The sequence below is a fragment of the Grimontia sedimenti genome, from assembly GCF_011045095.1.
GTDB lineage: Bacteria > Pseudomonadota > Gammaproteobacteria > Enterobacterales > Vibrionaceae > Enterovibrio > Enterovibrio sedimenti.
Genome location: NZ_JAALDL010000004.1, coordinates 178025 through 194590 on the forward strand (window position 1 = coordinate 178025; position 16566 = coordinate 194590).

12 protein-coding genes are annotated in these 16566 nt (G+C 49.2%); 6 read left to right on the forward strand and 6 right to left on the reverse strand.

Translation table 11 applies throughout. The annotated features are described in order from the left end of the window. Positions 1–82: 82 nt before the first annotated feature. From G5S52_RS07790 to G5S52_RS07815, 6 genes are all read right to left on the reverse strand, one after another. Complete coding sequence (locus tag G5S52_RS07790; protein ID WP_165012547.1) at positions 83–1747, reverse strand: flagellar assembly protein A; 1665 nt, start codon at positions 1745–1747, stop codon at positions 83–85. 285 nt (positions 1748–2032) lie between these two features. Next, positions 2033–2416: a PilZ domain-containing protein gene (locus tag G5S52_RS07795; RefSeq protein WP_165012548.1), complete on the reverse strand. Its 384-nt coding sequence runs from the start codon at positions 2414–2416 to the stop codon at positions 2033–2035. A 186-nt stretch (positions 2417–2602) separates the two neighbouring features. Further along, positions 2603–3355 (reverse strand): phosphatase, encoded by a 753-nt coding sequence (locus tag G5S52_RS07800; protein ID WP_165012549.1) that lies wholly within the window; start codon positions 3353–3355, stop codon positions 2603–2605. 9 nt (positions 3356–3364) lie between these two features. Then, complete coding sequence (locus G5S52_RS07805) at positions 3365–5410, reverse strand: GNAT family N-acetyltransferase (RefSeq protein WP_165012550.1); 2046 nt, start codon at positions 5408–5410, stop codon at positions 3365–3367. A 135-nt stretch (positions 5411–5545) separates the two neighbouring features. Continuing rightward, complete coding sequence (locus G5S52_RS07810; RefSeq protein WP_165012551.1) at positions 5546–6514, reverse strand: ParB/RepB/Spo0J family partition protein; 969 nt, start codon at positions 6512–6514, stop codon at positions 5546–5548. Between the two features lie 3 nt (positions 6515–6517). Then, the gene (locus tag G5S52_RS07815; protein WP_002542587.1) at positions 6518–7726 is read right to left on the reverse strand and encodes an AAA family ATPase; all 1209 of its coding nucleotides are present in this window, start codon (positions 7724–7726) and stop codon (positions 6518–6520) included. 1339 nt (positions 7727–9065) lie between these two features. Here G5S52_RS07815 and G5S52_RS07820 point away from each other — a divergent pair. From G5S52_RS07820 to G5S52_RS07845, 6 genes are all read left to right on the forward strand, one after another. Further along, a complete protein-coding gene (locus G5S52_RS07820) occupies positions 9066–11048 on the forward strand; it encodes a replication initiator protein RctB domain-containing protein (RefSeq protein WP_165012552.1) in 1983 nt (660 codons plus the stop codon). A gap of 414 nt (positions 11049–11462) precedes the next feature. Continuing rightward, positions 11463–11810: a hypothetical protein gene (locus G5S52_RS07825; RefSeq protein WP_205743834.1), complete on the forward strand. Its 348-nt coding sequence runs from the start codon at positions 11463–11465 to the stop codon at positions 11808–11810. Positions 11811–11851: 41 nt separating this feature from the next. Next, positions 11852–13114, forward strand: coding sequence for an ABC transporter substrate-binding protein (locus G5S52_RS07830; RefSeq protein ID WP_165012554.1), 1263 nt, complete (start codon positions 11852–11854; stop codon positions 13112–13114). Between the two features lie 60 nt (positions 13115–13174). Continuing rightward, complete coding sequence (locus tag G5S52_RS07835; RefSeq protein ID WP_165012555.1) at positions 13175–14095, forward strand: carbohydrate ABC transporter permease; 921 nt, start codon at positions 13175–13177, stop codon at positions 14093–14095. A gap of 1 nt (position 14096) precedes the next feature. Continuing rightward, entirely contained in the window at positions 14097–14927 is an 831-nt protein-coding gene (locus tag G5S52_RS07840) for a carbohydrate ABC transporter permease (RefSeq protein WP_002542581.1), read from the forward strand. 8 nt (positions 14928–14935) lie between these two features. Further along, entirely contained in the window at positions 14936–16558 is a 1623-nt protein-coding gene (locus G5S52_RS07845) for an alpha-glucosidase (RefSeq protein WP_165012556.1), read from the forward strand. The last annotated feature ends 8 nt before the right edge of the window (positions 16559–16566 follow it).

Consider the following 16566-nt stretch of genomic DNA (forward strand, 5'->3'; position numbering starts at 1 on the left):
TAGAAAAGCACCGATATCGGTGCTTTTTTGTGCCTGACATTTTACAGTGTAAATGACGGTAACTTGAGTTTGAGCATAAACGTCAGGAAGAAGATTTTTCAATCGTGACTTCTTTGCCATTAGTGACGAATTTACAAGCGCCATACTCGTTCACCAAATTGGCAGATGTGTCCCCAATCTGACAATAAACGCCTGGGAAGCAGTTTTTATACACTTCAATTACATAGCGGCGGTACAAGGTACTGAGCTCTGAGGAGCTGTTTTCCATCTTGGCTTTGATTTCCGCAATGCGTTCAAAGTGGTGTGTTTTGGTCCACGCCAAACGCTCAATAAGCTCTTCAGGGCGCTTGTTTGCCGGTTGCTGAAGCAGTTTCATCTCGGCGTCTTTCACCTTCATCAACTGCTCGTGCTCGTGGTCCAACTCTTTAGAGAGGTTTAACGTGTCTGCCATTAAATCACTGAGGCCTGTAAAGGCATGAACATTGGTATGGACACCGGAGGCAGCCCCAAGCGTAAGCACCTTCACACCACACTGGGCAACATGCGTACCGCCCGTTAAGGTTCCCGTTCGTTTATTGGCATCACAGACGACAAGATTGTTCTCGGTAAATGTGCGGCAATGCATCGCATGTTGGCTGATATTGATATCACCTCTGGCCTCAATACGGGCGTATTGAGCGAACTTGGCCACTATCGAGCCTTTCGCCTTCAAGCTGGTGGTGATCTCTTGTTCAGATTGAACCTGCCGACCCAAAATACCATTGTGGATGATGATATCGCCCCCCGCCGTTAGCGTTGCAGATTCCACCACACCACCGACAGTGATTGACCCCGTCGCATTCACCTTCATGCCAGCATTCACGTCACCGTTAATGACGACACTGCCTTCAAAGTCTACGTGGCCGGTCGCGACAGTCACCGACTTCATACACAGGGCGTTATCCACTTCCACACCGTCAGGGTGCAAAAGCGGCAAACCTGCGACTTCAGCAACAATCACATTTTCATCATTGCTGCTGAATTTACTGCCTGGATAGAGCTTGAGTGGTACATCATTACCTGGCGTGGTCGGCAGGACTTCGCCCGTAACACGGAAACCTTCAATCCCCTTTGTAGGTGGAATGCGCTTGGCGAGCGGTTGACCTTCTTGAACCGTGATCATCTTGCCCAAGTCACGCATATCAACCGTGCCATCTTCTCGCTCTTGAGGGCGAAGCACGCGGGATTTACTGTCTTGAACCAGGTATGCAAGCTTGGAGTCGTCGCCGCGAATCGGCCATTTGCCGTTGGCAATCGGCACTTCTAGGTATTCGCCCGGCTTCAGACGGGCCGAAGCGGTGAGCAATTTTTGTAGGGTTTGTTTCTTTACGCCGCGCACAATTTGTGACGCTTTCAGCGCGGCGAGGAGATCATTACCTTTGATGGGATTACCACCACACGCACCATTGACACGCAGGAATGCCGTCATTTTTTCATCGTCAAAGCGTGCGCTGACCGTCGCATCACGACGTTCAGCAACAACAACATCGTCTGGCTCCCCCTTCCACTCGTCGGTGGAAGCGTTAATCTTGACCAGCACCGCTTCGATGGTTTCCTCAAAGCGGAAGAAACTGGCCACTTTATGTTGGATAAGCCAATCAACGATATGCTTTTTTTCGATTTGGGGCGCGTCTTGGTCTGCCTTAGGTACTACAGTCATGTAGACCCTGCGACCATCGTTAGACAGCCGCAAAAGCTGTTGCAGCATGTAATCCCCTAAATAAATACACTAAATCTACGAACGAATATCACACTCGTATTCTACCTAGATGAAACACTTCAAAAGAAACACCACAACACTCAAGTTAGAATCAGATCTCATTAAACTAATGACGACTGACTCAATTAAGATACCTGTGTCATATAAATGAATTATAGAGAGTTTTGGCTATTCTGCCCTCCTCTCATTAAAGTTTAATCCAACGTTGTGAAGTACAAAAAAAGCACACTGGTTGAGTGTGCTTTTAAATCAGGAAGTTAACGATTCAGAATGCTAAGGAGATAGCTTCTGATGCTCTTCATCTGATAACCATTCATCTAAGCTGAAGCCATAACGAAACTTACCATCAGGCTCATCGTTACAATAGATCAAAGTGCCTTTTAATGAAGGAATATCAACAACTTTCAGAAAGTAATTGGCATCAATATCGACACTTTCCTGCGTCAATAATCCCATTCCACTACGACTGATATCCCGAATAACGACGGGATGGCCAAAATCTTCTTCATCATGTTCATCCAAGGGGTGGGACGTAACATACAAGCGCGCATGAATACCGCCACCACCGAGTTCTATTCTTTCCTGGAAGCGTTTGCACTCGCCCTCTCCCCCTGATTTTTCAATCAGGGTATCGCAGAGTTTTTCATAATCGTTCATTACACTGCCTCCCCGACATCAGCCTCTTCCCTCTTTTGTGCTCAGCGGCCAACTAGTGGTAAAGCACTGAGTTTCTCTGCAGCAGAGTCCAAAGTATATTTGCTGTTCAATACATTGAATGTATTGAATGTTAGATAAATCTTATCCAAACCTCTGAGAAATTCCACGTTCATTTACAGTGTAAATTTACGCTCTCTGAGAGAGCTCTTCGACACGTCTTTGCCTGATTGCAAATCGACGACGTTGGAATGCCTCAAAACGTTCTGCTTTTGACGTGATGACTTGCTCTTCAGAAAGACCAACTTGTTCAATGATTCTCTGTACGCTGGAAAGGTTGCCAATGTCTAAGGCGAAATGTGCATCTGAGCCCGTCGAGACATAAGCCCCCTTCTCCTTTGCAAGTTCAGCAATAGTAAGGCAGAACGGTTCACTGCCTTTACGCGAGCCATTCAAAGAGGAATTGTTCAGTTCGATTGCTACACCATGTTGAACGGCAGCATCAACCACAGCCTCTGCATCGATGGGATAATTTGGATTTCCCGGGTGTGCAATGGCATCAATTAACTGAGTTTCCATCGCGCGAATTATTGCTTGGGTATGCGCCTCTTTAGATTGAGCCCGAAAAACCGCCTCATGCAAGCTGGCATTAACCCACTCCATCCCAGCATAAACATAAGTCGGCATATCTAATTCGCCATCAGCATTCATAATGTTGGCTTCTACGCCACGAAGAATACGCACATTGTTAAGGTGATCGGGGATCACCCTTTGATTAACAAAATGCCAGTGATGTGGCGCACCAGGCATAGAGCTGGCATGGTCCGTCACACAAAGATGGCTTAAACCTACCGCCTTGGCGTGTGCGGCATTTTCTAAAATGGTGCTATAGGCATGGCCGCTGGCAAGAGTGTGGGTGTGAGTATCAACGACGAGTTTCATTGTATGTCCTTATTGTGCCAACTGATGACGAATCCAATCACGCATTGCTGATTCTGTATCTTTACGTCCACGAAAGCCGAACTGTTCTGCGACATCAGCCCAAGACTGTCGCTGGAGAAGGCGTGCAATCATCAGTGAACGTATTTCATCAGATTTATTATCTGAAGGCTCTGTGGCAAGCCGATGTACAAACCACTGCCACAAACTTCCCGTAACTAAATCGTATCCCAGATTACCCTGCGCAAAAAGACGAACCTGATGAAGTGCAATGTCGGAAGGCGTCGCGACGACATCTGCGCCAGATAGCAAAGCAGGGATCAACGCCGTATCCATGTCCAAAAACTGCTCAGCCATCTGATAACTCAGGTTGAGATAGAACAAGTGCTGAATACCATCGAACCAATCAGGTTTGTGTTGAATTGGCTTTGCCATTTGAAGCGAGTAGGTACCGCTCGCAGCATCTCTTTGTACACCTAGCCGCAAAGGCTGATACCCCAATGAAGACCAGAACTGCCAAAGTCCGAGGTTGGCGCCAAAACTGGTGCCAACGATCTGGATGTTTTCACTGGCAGCCATTCCCTCTAACTCGCAGATTAACTGCTTGCCGATACCCTTATTTCTGAACTCCGGTAACACTGCGATACGGACAATGCGAAGAAGGGCGCTTGTCAGTACCTCTACATTCCCAGTGTGAGTGGAAAGACTTTGAGCAAGGAGATGACCTTTGAGACGGCGTTTTCCATCGACGACAGCTTGTGCCAAATCACGCTCAAAGCCGCCTTCTTTTGATGCAAGTAACGCCCCGACCAAAACGTTTCCACAGTAAGCGCCAATCGTATGCTGGTCTTGGCCATCAAGCAACTGAACCAAATCGTTGGGTGAGGTTTGGTAATGAGCCGTCACCAATAAAGAGAACAGCTGTTTTAATGTGTTTTCATCGTTGGTGAGGTCATTCGCATCAAGAAGTCTGATGGTGACTGCCGGCTCTGATGTATTCGGCAATAAAGGCTCTGCATCAAACAAAAATGCGCTGAACAGCCATAACTCAAGAGGGTCATTCTCAGCCCAGCGGACCGGTTCTGTAAGACAGACTTCGCGCCACCCTTTAGCCACGGCGTTTAGCATGTTTCTAAAGCGGGTGCTGAATGCACGGCCGGTTCCCTCATAGCCATGCTCTGTGGAAGAAAAGACAACTCGGCTAAAGCCTTTCAGAATTTTCGACAACATAGGAAGGGGAATCGCGGCGGCTTCATCGACCAAAAGAAGGTCGCATGGGGGCTTATCACGCAGTAAGGCATCAGGCGCGATAAAGGAAAGTTCGCTACCGTTATCTGACACGAATGAAAAGCGTCCGTTCTTAGATAGCCCTCCGCGCTCTACCGCATGGTAAAATAGGGTTTCAACGTTCGAAAAGGTTGGGGAGGTTACGACGATCTGTTTTTTTGATTGGCGCATCACTTCAGACGCTGCAATACCCATCGCCGAAGATTTACCGCGACCACGGTCAGCCACTAGAAGTGTGGGGCGACGGCGATGTCCTTTCAATACCTTCTCAATGGCCTCAATTGCCGTCTTCTGAGATGCAGTCGTCCCAGTGTTCGCATCAATCCCTTCACACTTTGCGATAGCGACATCCATTGTTGGCAATGATGATTCACCGTGCTGACGGAGAAACGCAGCGGAAGGATGTTCACCAAAACGGAGAAAGCGGTGATAAAAACGGCTGTGATTTGAGCTTTCTTCATTCACGATCAAGAGCAATAATGCGCCACCTCGCACGCATCCAGCGGCAGCACAAAGCTTATCGACGTCCAAACCTTGCCGAAGATCGAGAGCAAGAGTCCCGGTTTCCTGCCCCAACAACTGCTTGGCTTTACTCCAGGGAATCGCATCAATCCCCTTCAATTCATCACTTATCACCGAATCCAAGTCGCAGGCAAAAAGCATTTCCTTTATGAACGCTTCGTCTCCCGAGAGAAAAACCGGAAATCTGACAAAGCCTGATTTTGCCTTGTCTTTAAGTATCTGCAGTATTTGAAGAGGATCAGTGGTCACAATCTTATCGTTTATCAATGAGTACCCATCAATGATAACGGAAATACGGTAGCGGAGAGAGAGTTAAAATGAGGTTGCTAAAAGTGGAAGATATAAAAAACGCGCCGGGAGGCGCGTTTTAGTGTCGTTATCAAATTACGCAAGACGGGACTTGATAAACGCCAGAATGGCATCAGCGTCTTCATCATTGAGCTTTTTGAGGTTGATAGAAATCGCATCCCCTTTGCGGCGGTAGCTTGCGCGGCCTTTGATCAAATCAATTGCCGGCGCTTCAGGTTTCGTCGCTTTTGGTTTCAGCGAGTCACACCATTGCTCCAAAACCAAGGTCACTTCACGGGTAATGCGGCTCACCCCCGTCGCTTCAACGGTTTGCCAAACCGGTGTACCTTCGAACTTGGCATCCAGAGCGGCTTTCTCGTCATCCGTCAAAGAGAAGTAAAGCTTGTGCAGCTTAACAATGGTAGGACGCCCCAGCTCAGCAACACTTGGGTAAGCTTGTAGCAGTGATAAGGGAAGCGCTGCTGCTTTCAATGCGCCACTGACCAGCGCTTCACTGCACTGACAGACCTTGGCCAACTCTTTCTGATCAAGCACATCACCGCGATCCAGCATGGCCTGCATCTCTTTACCACGCTCATAAAGCGACAGCGGTTTGTGTGCATTGGCCACATCTGACAGGAATTTCGCATGCTTGCTGTTGATGCCTTTGGCAACATAAATCAGGAAGTCTTGCTTGGCGAGAATACAGGACATTCGACGGCGGCTACCGTCCAGTACTTCAATCTTATCGCCTTCCAGCCAACGACCGACAGCGGGATATTGCTGACCGCGATCTTTCAGCGTGGTGAGAATATCTTGCAGGGCGAGCTCATTGAGGAAAGATTGCTCACGGGCGTTTTCCGAGAACACGGATGTGCGGTTAGCGACATCCGCTGCTGCCACACGCACCAGTTCAAATTCCACAGTGGCTTCACCGGCAACAGAAAGTTCAATCACCGCTGCTTTATCAGAAGCGGCTTTTTGCGCTTCCTGCGCCGAGGTAGCGCGACGTTTATCCGCTTTACCAAACAGACGCGCATTCAGTTCTGACGTTTTAATGGCCATTTATCACTCCTGGTTTCGCTGCGACCAATGGCTGTGAAGCACCCGCTCCAGCTCCAGCCCGGCACGATGAACCGCTTCCTGCGCCGTTGATAGGGTCTTTTTACCACCCTCAAAGTCTTGGGCAGTGAGATCAAATACTGTGCTGTAAGTATCGGCACAGGTTTCAAATGCTCGGCTACGTGGAATCGTCGCCATCATCACCTGATCACCAAGCAGATAGTTCATTTCTGTCAGCACTGAGACCTGCTTCTTGTTGTCATCTTCAAACATAGTAGGCACCAGGCGAACAAACTCAAGACCCGGCCAATCCTCTGGGAACATTTCGTACACTGTTGGCAAATGCTGGAAAAAGTTAACGGTAGAAGCCCAGTCCAGACGCTTTGCTGCACACGGGATCAGCAGCGCATTTGAAGCATACATTGCATTCCAGACCAGCGGGTCAATATGTGGACCAGTATCAATCATGATGACATCAAATTCATCGGCAATGACATCGATCACTTTCTCTTTCAGCAACTGAACAATGTCCAGAGAGCCATTGGTCGCCAGGCTCTGCCACGCTTCTGCATTGAACATAGCGTCTTCAGGGAACGCAGCAATTGTCTTCAGATTTGGGTACTGCGTAGGAAGCAGTACGTTCTTCATCATGAACTCTTTGTCAGGTGTCTGTGGCGTGTTATCTAACATCACGTCCACCGCAGAATAGATGCCTTCCTGCTCAGTGATGCTGATCTGAGGGTTCAGGAAAAGACGTAGTGAGCCCTGAGGATCCAAGTCAATCAGACAGATGCGGTAGCGCTTTTCAAGGTTCAGTGCCATGCACGCAGCCATATGAACGGCACTCATTGACTTACCGGTACCACCCTTCTGGTTTTGGATATTGATGACCCAAGGTTTGTAGCCCGCACCTTTGCCTTCATGGAAAGCAGGGATTTTCGCGGCTTCCATGATCTGATGAGCTTCATCCAGTGTGATGGAGTAGTGGTTCGCGTTGTTTTTAGTGAACTGATGGCCAGACTCTTCCATGCGGCCAATGGCTTCATCCAATTTACGACGTGTCAAACCTGAACGTGTTTCCATCAATGCTTTTGACATAGGTGGGAACAGTTGATCGTGACGTTCCTCCATCACGATTTCAATACGGTCCGCTTGAACCTGCTTTGTTTGCTCTGCAATAGTTTGCAGGTTTTCTATTGTCTTTTCCCTATTCATTTTTCTTTTCGCCATAAAAGAGAATTAAACAAATTGTACAGCAAAATACATCACGCACAATAAATAGCTGAACATACTGCAAAATAATTAAGATCTTGCTCACTTTATGTCAAAATGATGAAAAATCGCACAAATAAATTGTGACTTATGACAGGCCTAAACATACAGATTTAAAGTGTTACGTCGTCACTTTTTTACAATGTAAACTCGAAATAAGAAGTAAAAGAAGAGAAAAACACCGGAACGCTGAAAAGACACGTCCAAATTACGGGCGATGTTATTTCAACATTAGTGTTCATAGATTTCAGATTGAATACTTCATACTGGGCGATAGAGTCACGCTATCACATCTCTTCTTGATCATCGTTTCGGAAGCATGATCAAGCTGAAGACGGAAACGTTATAGGAAAGATGTAAATCCTCGCCTCATCCTTGATCATGCTTTCAATCGCAGAGTACTGAATAGGAAAAATGATCAAGGTAAAAATCAGAGGAATAATTCGCCAAAGAGTAGGGCGATCGGATCATCATTTCCGAAAAGATGATCAAGAAACAGTCAGCGTATTGATCATAAGGAGGAAGCACCGGAACGATGACAACATGGCGCCAAATTACGGCTGATGCCTTTTCAATACTGGCTTTGTCCAAAAAATCAATGACGTTAAGCGTTAAATGGCAAGAGTCAGGGCGCAGCCCACTCTCATTCAAAATGCACAAACACTCACTTGATCATCGTTTCGATTACCGGACACATATATAGGAACGGCTAAAATACGTCTGGTGTCAGTTCAACTGAACAGATACCCAGTATGCGGGGAACACAATATCAGTGCTGAACATGTAAATTGGGACAAAACGATGTCGGAAACACGTTTCCCTGATCATTTTTCCGAATAGAAAAGGCGGGTAAGAATGTTCAAAGCAGCGAGTTTTCACCAAGTAAGGAAAAACCGCTGTGGATAAGTTGTGAAAGTACCATGATCATGCTTTTGGACATTCGATGATCACACTTTCGAATCGTTGATGATCATCGTTTCGGCCTTATAATGATCATGCTTTCAATGTTTTATTGATCATCTTTCCAAGGATACCCTGATCATCGTTTCGATATGGATGAAATTTATATTTAATAATAACAATACGTTACAGCCATCCCTTTGCCCGGATCATAAGATCATAGAATCAATTAGATCTATTTAAATCAAAAAGATCAGTTTAAAAACCTCTACAAAAAGATCTTTCTTTCTTTCATTTTTTCTTTTAATCTTTTCGGAAAGATGGCGTAATTACGGGCATCTGTATTCTTATAACACATTGGCTTAACAAGGAGCTGTGGCGAATGGCCTCAAGTCCCTCTGAAAAAATATTGATCACAGCCCCTCGATCCCACAAAGACGGTCACCTGTTTGAAGTTCACGGCCAACTGGTAGATTGGCTTCCACAGTATGAACACTTCAGAGGTGTAACCAAAAGTATTCTAGAGCTACTCAACCTCATTTCATTGCGTGGCTTTTCTTCGAAAGATGGTCTGGTTTCAACCACAGAATTGGTTGAAGCAACGGATGGCCAACTTACCCGTGCAGCCATACAGCAAAGACTGCGTGCCGCCGTGCAGATTGGTTTGTTTACCCAGCAGGGCGTGCGCTTTGAAGAAGGTCTTGCGGGCAAAACCATGCTGCACCGCTTTGTAAACCCCAGCCAGCTGATTTCTGTCTTGGGCTCTGCAGGCCTTCAATCTGAAAAAACCAAAGTCATTGCGAAGCAAAAACGATCCAAAGCGCTGGCGCAAAACCACGTGAACAAGCAATTACTGCATGAACACGGTCTCGGCACCCCGCCAACCATGCCTGATGAAAAAGATCAGATCCTGATTTCTCCCACCAGCTGGGCAGGTATTATCGACCAGGCTTTGGCGCCCCCGCGTACCAAGAAAAGCTACCAGAAATCTATGGTGGCGATCAGTGGCACCAAAGCGATCATCGAGACACGATCCTCTAAATCGATCATGACGGTGGACGATCTGATGACCTTGTTTGCGCTGTTTACCCTAACGGTGCAGTACCACGATCACCATCTGCCAAGTTATGAATTACAAACCCAGAAAGTGGGGAACAAAACACCGGTTTACATCACGGATATCCTCTCTTTACGCGGAAAGAAAGACAGCGGACCGGCACGTGATTCCATTCGGGAAAGTATTGATCGTATTGAATTTACCGATTTTCAGCTTCACGAACTGACCGGACGCTGGCTTAGCGAAAACATGCCAGAAGGCTTCAAGAGTGATCGCTTCCGTTTTATCGCCCGCACGATCACCGCATCGGAAGAAGCACCAAGGGAAGGGGAGGATGGTGAAATCCGCATCAAGCCGAATCTTTATATCATGGTTTGGGAGCCATCGTTTTTTGAAGAATTGATGACCCGAGATTACTTCTTCCTGTTCCCGCCAGAGATTTTGCGCCAGCATACCCTGGTTTTCCAGCTCTATAGCCTCTTCAGAAGCCGTATGTCGCGTCGATTGGAAGATTCCATGACATTGAGCGACTTGAACCAGAAAATGGCGAGAAACATCGAATGGCGGCGTTTTTCGAGCGATCTGATCCGTGAGCTTCGTAAGATGGCGAAGAAGGAAGCGATCGCCGACGGCGTGTTTGCCGTGAATTTGTATGGTTATCACCTGACGCTTTACCGATTGGATGACGACAAGAAGCATCCGGACTATCGCATTGACATCAAGTGCAACGTGGATGAAGTGATCCGTTTCTCCCGCGCCAAGACTTACAACGAAGGGAAACGATCCCTTGCGCCGACCATGCCAAACCCGCTGCGTAATGAGATCTTGCCTAAGCAGGACCTTGATCAGCTTTCCGAGATCATTGATGGCGAGTTTGAGCCTATCCAACGTAAGGAAAAGCGTGGCGGCCGTTTGGGACGACGCGTGAAGTTGCGTAAGCATCTGGTGGAAATCAATGCCGATGAGTTGACGATCACCTTGTCGAAGTACACGTCACAGGAAGCGATGCAACGCGGCATTACGGCGTTGTCCGCCATGACAGGACACCCCGCAGCCACTATCGCAGAAGAGTGCCAGTCCTACATGGATAAGCTTGATTATTTGCGCGTAGACGGCGACATCCTCTCTTACGAAACATTGAGTAAAACGATCGAGTTTTACAACAGCCAGCAGCAAGATAAACACCTGTCTATCGAGCGCTTGATCTCTGGCTTGGCGGTACGACGCAAGGTTTGTCGTCAAGTTTATGACGGTCATTTAGACAGCGCTGTGCTTGCTGTTTTGGACGAAGTTGCGTCGGGTGTATAGAAAAATTCACCCTTTATTGACAAAATTCTGACATGCCAACCTTCGATGCCGTCTAGGATTATCTACGAATAGATACCTTTGTCCTATTGGCATCTGGGTTCGCCCGATGCATTGATTTGCTAACCCTTTGACGAGCCTTCTGGCTCGTTTTTTTTGTCCAGCATTTCGGCAGATGTCGGTAATGCACGGTCAGTCACATTTCCACATGTTGCAAATATGTAATCGCAATGCTAGCGTTTATCTAACTGCCGCAGATATCGGCTGGCCGCCCACGATGGCAAAGCTAACGCAATATCTACTTCCTAAAATACTTCTAAGAAATTGGTTGTCACCCGGAAGGGATGCGGGCTACGAGTGGGCCGTTGCGTGCGTATTTTCACCGGTCAATGATCCTAAGGGAACACAGTGACATCCATGATCCTGACTGATTCAGACATCAAAGCCTTCAAGCGACAGGCCAAAATGCAAAAGCGCCAATTGCAGTGTTCTCACATGCAAGCGCTGGATGTGGTCGCACGCCTGCAGGGTTTTGAAAACTGGCATCAGGTTCTGAAAATCGCCGAGCGATCTGACAAAGCCTTGTCACAGGGCGACACGTCGACAACACAGCGCGTATTACTCGATAACTCACTGTACACCTCTGTTCCTGTTGGATGGTTGATTGGTCGAAAATCCTACCCGGATTTCTCTTCGTCCAATGACGCCGCGCCTTCTGCTAACCCAAATGAATTGGAAGTGCCGACCTCTCGCTGGCGGGGATAAAAACACGGGTAAAACCGGGGTGACGCGACAGGGAGTTATCCATGAAACGTGCTATCTTCGGAGCCGTTGTTGCTTCAAGCTTGCTAAGCGTAAATGCTTATGCTGAAACCATTTCCATTTCGTGCGGTGCTGTCGGACAGGAGCTGGAACTTTGTCAGGAAGGCGTTGCTGCGTGGGAGGAGGAAACGGGCCACACCGTTAAGATCGTTACCACACCTAACTCTACCACTGAACGTCTGGCACTCTACCAACAGCTGCTTGCTGCCGGTGCCAAAGACATTGATGTGTTTCAGATTGATGTTATCTGGCCGGGTATCCTCGGCAATCACTTTATCGATCTGAAAGAATATTCAAATGGCGCTGAACAGGCGCACTTCCCGGCGATTGTCTCGAACAATACAGTGAAAGACCGTTTGGTTGCCATGCCATGGTTCACTGATGCAGGTGTGCTTTACTACCGCACTGACTTACTTGAAAAATATGAAGAGCAGCCACCTACCACCTGGGATCAACTCACTGCAACAGCAGAGAAAATTCAAAAAGGTGAGCGTGAAGCAGGCAACGACAAAATGTGGGGCTTTGTTTGGCAGGGCCGCGCTTATGAAGGCCTGACCTGTGATGCGCTGGAGTGGGTGGCCTCTTACAATGGCGGCACTATCGTTGATGAAAACGGTAAGGTCACCATCAACAATGACAACGCCAAGAAAGCACTGACCACCGCGGCTGGCTGGGTTGATACCATTTCTCCTCCGGGCGTTTTGAACTACGGTGAAGAAGAAGCGCGCGGCGTGTTCCAGACTGGGAACGCGGTCTTCATGCGTAACTGGCCATATGCCTGGTCGCTTGGTAACAGCGCAGATTCTCCAGTGAAAGGCAAAATCGGCGTCGTGGCGCTACCTAAAGGCGGCGAAGACGGCAGCCATGCCGGTACCTTGGGGGGCTGGCAGCTGGCAGTTTCCAAATACTCTGCAAATCCTGATCTTGCTGCGGATCTGGTGATGCATCTGACTTCGTTTGAAGAGCAGAAACGCCGTGCGATCAAAGGCTCTTATAACCCTACGATTGAAGCCTTGTACGAAGACAAAGAAGTGCTTACTGCCGTTCCTTTCTTTGGCAGTCTCTACAATACCTTTGCTAACGGTACGCCGCGTCCATCAACGGCAACCGGTGCCAAGTACAATCAGGTTTCTAACGCCTTCTGGAACGCAACACATAGCGTGCTCTCCGGCAACAAAGATGCGGATGCTGCGCTGACCAAACTCAACAAAGATCTTAAGCGCATCAGTCGCAACGGTCGTTGGTAAGTGTTGATCTGGCTATCAGGCTCCCTAAGCGCCTGATAGCCGCTTCCAGAGGAAAATTGTATGGAACAGACCAGCGCACTCACGCGTAAGCGCGTTCGCGCCGCCTGGTGGTTTCTGACGCCTATGATGATCACGCTTGCCATGGTGGCAGGGTGGCCGTTACTGAGAACCTTCTGGTTCAGTATGACCAATGCCACTTTGGATGGCAGTGGGGTAGCGGAATTCATTGGCTTCGATAACTACTTTATCTACGAAGACGGCGAATTTTACGGCATCTTGTTTGATCCCACCTGGTGGCAGGCGGTGTGGAATACCCTGTATTTCACCATCGTGTCTGTAAGCCTGGAGACAGTATTCGGGATCGTGGTCGCTCTGGTGCTGAATACCAAGTTCAGAGGGCAGGGATTGGTTCGTGCCGCGGTACTGGTACCGTGGGCGATCCCAACGATTGTCTCTGCCAAAATGTGGGGTTGGATGCTTCATGATCAGTTCGGGATCATCAATGACTTTCTGATGACCTTGGGGTTGATTGCTGCGCCACTCGCCTGGACGGCGGATTCTGATCTCTCGCTCAATGTGGTGATCGCGGTAGACGTGTGGAAGACCACACCGTTTATGGCCCTGCTGGTGCTTGCTGCTTTGCAGATGCTGCCGTCTGATTGCTACGAAGCCGCCAAGATTGACGGTATCCATCCGGTCAAAGTCTTCTTCAAAGTCACCCTGCCACTCATCATGCCTGCCGTTATGGTGGCCGTGGTATTCCGTGCCCTTGATGCGCTCAGGGTATTCGACCTTATCTATGTGCTCACGCCTTCCAACGAGGCCACCATGTCGATGTCTGTGTATGCAAGACAGAACCTCGTGGACTTCCAGGATGTCGGTTATGGCTCAGCCGCTTCCACGCTGCTGTTCCTGATCGTCGCGCTCTGCACCATTGCCTATCTCTACGTTGGGCGTAAAAGCATGAACGAGGGCAACTGATATGTCGAAGAAATGGTATTTGCAGGTAGGCTTCTACCTCTTGGTTGCTGTGATTGTCGTGTTCTCGGTGTTCCCGTTTTACTACGCCATCGTGACCTCCTTTAAGTCTGGTTCAGCACTGTTCCAGGTGGAGTATTTGCCATCATCGTTTGATTGGAGCAATTACGCCTCGGTGTTTTCTGGTGGGGTGTTTGAACGTAACCTCTTGAACTCTGTACTGGTGTCGACCGTTGTGGTGGCCATTTCGCTGCTGCTGGGTGTGACGGCGTCCTACGCGCTAGGACGGATCCGTTTCCGCGGCCGCAATATCGTGCTGCTAACAATCCTTGGGGTGTCGATGTTCCCACAGGTGGCAGTACTTTCTGGCCTGTTTGAGCTCATTCGAGCGTTTGGGCTTTATAACTCCATGCCAGGTCTGGCGCTCGCCTACATGATCTTCACGCTGCCGTTTACGGTTTGGGTACTCACCACCTTCATGCAGCAACTCCCTCTTGAGCTGGAAGAAGCTGCGATTGTGGATGGTGCAACGCCGTGGCAGATCATCACCAAAGTGCTGATGCCGCTGTTGTGGCCAGCATTGGTGACCACAGGTCTGCTGGCGTTTATCGCCGCGTGGAACGAGTTCCTCTTTGCCCTGACTTTCACCCTGACCAATGAGCAACGTACGGTTCCTGTGGCGATCGCACTGATTTCCGGTGCCGGTCAATACGAATTGCCGTGGGGCACCATCATGGCGGCTTCCGTCATTGTGACTGTGCCGCTCATCGTTATGGTGCTGGTCTTCCAACGTCGAATCGTCTCCGGCCTCACTGCCGGTGCAGTTAAGGGATAATCAGAAACATGAAACAACAAGAATCAACCTGGTGGCGCGGCGCGGTTATTTACCAAATCTACCCACGCAGCTTTTACGACGCCAATCAGGATGGGATCGGTGATTTGCCGGGGATCACTCAGCAATTGCCTTATGTGGCGGCGCTTGGCGTAGACGCCATCTGGCTGTCGCCCTTTTTTACATCGCCCATGAAAGACTTCGGCTACGACGTATCCGATTACCGCGACGTCGATCCGCTGTTCGGCACACTGGATGACTTTAAGCTGCTGGTGCAGGTAGCGCACGATCTGGGGCTGAAAGTGATGATCGATCAGGTTCTCAGCCATACCTCGGATGAACATGCCTGGTTTCAGGAAAGCCGCGTGAGCCGGGACAACCCGAAATCCGACTGGTATGTCTGGGCTGATCCAAAGCCTGACGGCACACCGCCAAACAACTGGCTCTCCATTTTTGGTGGCTGTGCCTGGCAGTGGGAAAGCCGACGTCAGCAGTATTATCTGCACAACTTCCTCGTCAGCCAGCCTGACCTGAACTTCCACAACCCAGAGGTCGTGGAACACCTGTTGGATACCGTGAAATTCTGGCTCGATTTGGGCGTCGACGGTTTCCGTCTCGATACGGTCAATTTCTACATGCATGACCGTCAGTTGCGTGACAACCCTGGGTTGTCGACAGGAGACAGTAAATCGCTCGGCGTGCCGGGAACCAATCCGTATTCAATGCAAAAACACCAGTACGACATTTCGCAGCCGGAAAACCTCGGTTTCCTGAAAAAGCTGCGTGCATTGCTCGATCAGTACGATGGCATCACCACTGTTGGGGAGATCGGCGACGATGACCCACTGGCACTGATGGCTCAGTACACGGCAGACAGCGACAAGCTGCACATGGCTTACACCTTTGATTTGCTCAACATTCACCGCAAGCCGGATTACCTGGCTTCCGTGATTGAGAAAATCGAAGGGGCCATCAACGATGGCTGGGCATGTTGGGCGCTGTCAAACCACGACGTGGTGCGCTGTATCACCCGTTGGGGCGAGGATGAAACGGATCAAGTGGCTTACGGCAAAGTGCTGTTGGCTTTGGTCACCTCGCTTCGTGGCAGTGTGTGCCTGTATCAGGGGGAAGAGCTTGGATTGCCTGAAGCGGATATACCGTTTGAGAAAATTCAGGACCCTTATGGGATTCCTTTCTGGCCGGAATACAAAGGCCGGGACGGATGCCGTACCCCAATGCCTTGGGTCGGTGATGAAGGTAACGCAGGCTTCAGCTCTGCAGAACCTTGGCTGCCCGTTGACCCACGCCACAACGCGCTGGCGGTGGATAAGCAAGAGCAGCAAAGCGACAGCATGCTGGCTCATTACCGCACTTACCTTCGCTGGCGTAAGCAGTTCGCCGCGCTGGTGGATGGCGAGTTGAGTGATGTGCAGTCCAATGCGCAGGGGCTCAGATTCGTGCGCTACAACGACGAGCAACGTCTGCTGGTGGCCTTTAACCTGTCCGATTCAGACATGACTATTTCGCTGCCGGAAGGAAACTGGCAGGCGCTGGAAGGTCATGGATTTGCATTCAGGCTGGAAAATGGATCGGTCACCCTCCCGCCGTATCAGGCGGCATTTGCAATGAACTAACAGGGTAA

Coding starts and splice junctions, on each gene's coding strand:
- G5S52_RS07790 (WP_165012547.1), bottom strand. CDS start 1,747: ATGCTGCAACAGCTTTTGCGGCTGTCTAACGATGGTCGCAGGGTCTAC.
- G5S52_RS07795 (WP_165012548.1), bottom strand. CDS start 2,416: ATGAACGATTATGAAAAACTCTGCGATACCCTGATTGAAAAATCAGGG.
- G5S52_RS07800 (WP_165012549.1), bottom strand. CDS start 3,355: ATGAAACTCGTCGTTGATACTCACACCCACACTCTTGCCAGCGGCCAT.
- G5S52_RS07810 (WP_165012551.1), bottom strand. CDS start 6,514: ATGGCCATTAAAACGTCAGAACTGAATGCGCGTCTGTTTGGTAAAGCG.
- G5S52_RS07815 (WP_002542587.1), bottom strand. CDS start 7,726: ATGAATAGGGAAAAGACAATAGAAAACCTGCAAACTATTGCAGAGCAA.
- G5S52_RS07820 (WP_165012552.1), top strand. CDS start 9,066: ATGGCCTCAAGTCCCTCTGAAAAAATATTGATCACAGCCCCTCGATCC.
- G5S52_RS07825 (WP_205743834.1), top strand. CDS start 11,463: ATGATCCTGACTGATTCAGACATCAAAGCCTTCAAGCGACAGGCCAAA.
- G5S52_RS07830 (WP_165012554.1), top strand. CDS start 11,852: ATGAAACGTGCTATCTTCGGAGCCGTTGTTGCTTCAAGCTTGCTAAGC.
- G5S52_RS07835 (WP_165012555.1), top strand. CDS start 13,175: ATGGAACAGACCAGCGCACTCACGCGTAAGCGCGTTCGCGCCGCCTGG.
- G5S52_RS07840 (WP_002542581.1), top strand. CDS start 14,097: ATGTCGAAGAAATGGTATTTGCAGGTAGGCTTCTACCTCTTGGTTGCT.
- G5S52_RS07845 (WP_165012556.1), top strand. CDS start 14,936: ATGAAACAACAAGAATCAACCTGGTGGCGCGGCGCGGTTATTTACCAA.